Source organism: Flavobacterium sp. PL02 (genome assembly GCF_035013205.1).
Taxonomy (GTDB): domain Bacteria; phylum Bacteroidota; class Bacteroidia; order Flavobacteriales; family Flavobacteriaceae; genus Flavobacterium.
The window spans coordinates 1-4,268 of sequence record NZ_JAYGJP010000018.1; the positions used below are offsets into that span (position 1 = coordinate 1).

1 protein-coding gene is annotated in these 4,268 nt (G+C 37.7%); it reads right to left on the reverse strand.

Annotation, left to right across the window (positions count from 1 at the left end; all coding sequences use genetic code 11):
• Positions 1-4,268, reverse strand: a 4,268-nt coding sequence (locus SHI72_RS23525; protein WP_323491585.1) for an HYR domain-containing protein, incomplete at both ends; no start/stop codon positions are given.

The window sequence follows — 4,268 nt, forward strand, 5'->3', positions numbered from 1 at the left end:
TGGCACTGGTTCCAAATGCGGTGGCCTGGTTGCTTATTTTTCCTGCATTGATGTCGGATTGTTTGATTACATATACGCCTATAAAAGTGTGTTCATCGGTTTCATTTACGCCTAATGTGATTGCGCTTCCTGTCATAACTAGTCCTGGAAGTGGGTCGCTAACTGTTACGTTTGTCAGCGGTGTGTTTCCGGTATTGGTTATCTTGAAGGTATAGGTGATCGTTTCTCCTGCATTGGCATAACCGCTTTTGTTTTCGTCATTGAATGTGGCTGTTTTTATTACGGCTATCGATGGTACGGCTACAAAAATGGTCACTTTGGCGCTTACGCAATTTGTTTTGTTTATCACATCACAAATTTGGTAGTTTAGTGTATAGGTACCTCCTGGTGTATTTGGCGCTACATCTATTGTTCCGTCTTCGTTTAATGTGATTCCTGATAATACGGTTAGGCTTTTTATAGTTACAACGGCTGGGTTGTTTATTCTGCTTCCGTTTAATTTATCATTCTCTAATACATTAATTGCTTCTAGTGTTCCGTTTATTCCGTCTGCAAAGAGTACGTTGTCATCTGCTGCGTCTATAATCGCTGCTCCTACTACAATTACTGAGGTTACTTCTGCACAATTTGTAGGATTGGTTACTTCGCATATTTTGTACGTTACATCGTAGTTTCCTGCTGGTGTATTTGGGGATACAGTTACAGTTCCATCTGGATTTAATGTTAATCCTGTTGGTACAGTTACTGGCGTTAGTTTTACTTCGCCTGGATTGGTTCCGATTACTACATCTACTCCATTTAATTTATCGTTTGATGTTAATGGTGGCGTTTTACCTCCTGTGTTTCCATTGATTGGAGAAGTCGTTTCTGTGATGGCTTCGATTATTGGATTATCTATGGTTATTTTAACTGTAGATGTACTACAATTTGTAATATTTGAAAGATCACAAATAGTATAATCAAATGTATAAGTTCCAGATGGCGTATGTGGATTTACACTTACTTCACCAGTAGTTGTATCAAAATTTACTCCAGATGGTAACGTACTTGCTAAAGTAATTTTTACTTGATTTGATATCACACTAACGCAATTCAATAAATCATTATTCAAAACGTTTGAAACTGCAATACCTCCTACATAACTATTTATTGAAACCCCTAAATCATCGTTAGATTTAATCGGACCATACACAGTGACCGTTTGTGTACAAGTAGAAATATTACCATTATTATCAGTAACTGTCCAAGTTACAGTTGTAATTCCGATTGGGAATACTACAGGAGCATCATTCGCTACTGAAGCGATTCCGCAATTATCAGTAACAGTTGGTAAACTTAGAACAATTGTTGCTGTACATGAACCTATGTCTGTATTAGCTATAACCGCTGCTGGACAACTAATAACTGGTTTTTCTGTATCGGTAATGGTAATCGTTTGCTCACATGATAATGAGGTGTTTCCTGAAGCATCGGTAGCTGTCCATGTAATTGTGGTTGTCCCTACCGGATATAAATCTGTCAATGATTTACTGTCTGAACGAACTCCTGTAAAAATGAATGTTGTTGAACAATTATCGGTTGCTGTTGGATTTACAATAGAAACAGTTGCTCCACATTGTCCTGAATCAGCGATTTGGTTAATAGCTGCTGGACAACTAATAACTGGTTTTTCTGTATCGGTAATCGTGATCGTTTGCTCACATGATGCTGAGATATTTCCTGAAGCATCGGTCGCTGTCCAAACTATTTTTGTTGTTCCTACCGGATATAAATCTGTCAATAATTTACTGTCTGAACGAACTCCTGTAAAGGTGAATGTTGTCGAACAATTATCAGTTGCTGTTGGATTTACAATAGAAACGGTTGCTCCACATTTGTTAGCATCAGCGTTTTTGTTAATAGCTGCTGGACATGTGATAACTGGTTTCTCTGTATCGGCAATAGTAATCGTTTGCTCACATGATGCTGAGATATTTCCTGAAGCATCGGTAGCTGTCCATACTATTTTTGTAGTTCCTACCGGATATAAATCTGTCAATGATTTACTGTCTGAACGAACTCCTGCAAAAGTGAATGTTGTTGAACAATTATCAGTTGCTGTTGGATTTACAATAGAAACGGTTGCTCCACATTTGTTAGCATCTGCAACTTGGCTAATAGTTGCTGGACAACTAATAACTGGTTTTTCTGTATCTTTTATTATTACGTTCTGAATTGCACTTTCTATGTTTCCATTTCCGTCATCAAAACTCCAAGTAATTGTATAATTTCCTTGTGCTGTATAAGTAAGTGGATCTGCTGTTGTTCCAGTTATTGTTCCTTTACAATTATCTGTTGTGCTTGGAACTGGTACTGTTGCTGAACATTGTGCTACAACATCTGCTAAAACTGGTTTAACTGGTTTTTCCGCATCGGCAATAGTGATCGTTTGCTCACATGATAATGAGGCATTTCCTGAAGCATCGGTAGCTGTCCATACTATTTTTGTTGTTCCTACCGGATATAAATCTGTCAATGATTTACTGTCTGAACGAACTCCTGCAAAAGTGAATGTTGTTGAACAATTATCAGTTGCTGTTGGATTTACAATAGAAACGGTTGCTCCACATTTGTTAGCATCTGCAACTTGGCTAATAGTTGCTGGACACGTGATAACTGGTTTTTCTGTATCTTTTATTATTACGTTCTGAATTGCGCTTTCTATGTTTCCATTTCCGTCATCAAAACTCCAGGTAATTGTATAAGCCCCTTGTGCTGTATAAGTAAGTGGATCTGCTGTTGTTCCTATTATTGTTCCTTTACAATTATCTATTGTGCTTGGAACTGGTACTGTTGCTGAACATTGTGCTATAACATCTGCTAAAATTGGTTTAACTGGTTTTTCTGCATCGGCAATAGTGATCGTTTGCTCACATGATGCTGAGATATTTCCTGAAGCATCGGTAGCTGTCCAAACTATTTTTGTTGTTCCTACCGGATATAATTCTGTCAATGATTTACTGTCTGAACGAACTCCTGCAAAGGTGAATGTTGTTGAACAATTATCGGTTGCTGTGGGATTTACAATAGAAACAGTTGCTCCACATTTATTAGCATCAGCAACTTGGCTAATAGTTGCTGGACAACTAATAACTGGTTTTTCTGTATCTTTTATTATTACGTTCTGAATTGCGCTTTCTATGTTTCCATTTCCGTCATCAAAACTCCAGGTAATTGTATAAGCCCCTTGTGCTGTATAAGTAAGTGGATCTGCTGTTGTTCCTATTATTGTTCCTTTACAATTATCTGTTGTGCTTGGAACTGGTACTGTTGCTGAACATTGTGCTATAACATCTGCTAAAATTGGTTTAACTGGTTTTTCTGCATCGGCAATAGTGATCGTTTGCTCACATGATGCTGAGATATTTCCTGAAGCATCGGTAGCTGTCCAAACTATTTTTGTTGTTCCTACCGGATATAAATCTGTTAATGATTTACTGTCTGAACGAACTCCTGCAAAGGTGAATGTTGTTGAACAATTATCGGTTGCTGTGGGATTTACAATAGAAACAGTTGCTCCACATTTATTAGCATCAGCAACTTGGCTAATAGTTGCTGGACAACTAATAACTGGTTTTTCTGTATCTTTTATTATTACGTTCTGAATTGCGCTTTCTATGTTTCCATTTCCGTCATCAAAACTCCAGGTAATTGTATAATTTCCTTGCGTTGTATAAGTAAGTGGATCTGCTGTTGTTCCTGTTATTGTTCCTTTACAATTATCTGTTGTGCTTGGAACTGGTACTGTTGCTGAACATTGTGCTACAACATCCGCTAAAACTGGTTTAACTGGTTTTTCTGTATCTTTTATTATTACGTTCTGAATTGCGCTTTCTATGTTTCCATTTCCGTCATCAAAACTCCAGGTAATTGTATAATTTCCTTGTGCTGTATAAGTAAGTGGATCTGCTGTTGTTCCTGTTATTGTTCCTTTACAATTATCTGTTGTGCTTGGAACTGGTAGTGTTGCTGAACATTGTGCTATAACATCTGCTAAAACTGGTTTAACTGGCTTTTCTGCATCGGCAATAGTAACTATTTGTTCGCATGATAATGAGGTATTTCCTGAAGCATCGGTAGCTGTCCAAACTATTTTTGTTGTTCCCACCGGATATAAATCTGTCAATGATTTACTGTCTGAACGAACTCCTGCGAAGGTGAATGTTGCCGAACAATTATCGGTAGCTGTTGGATTTACAATAAAAACAGTTGCGCCACATTGTCCTGAA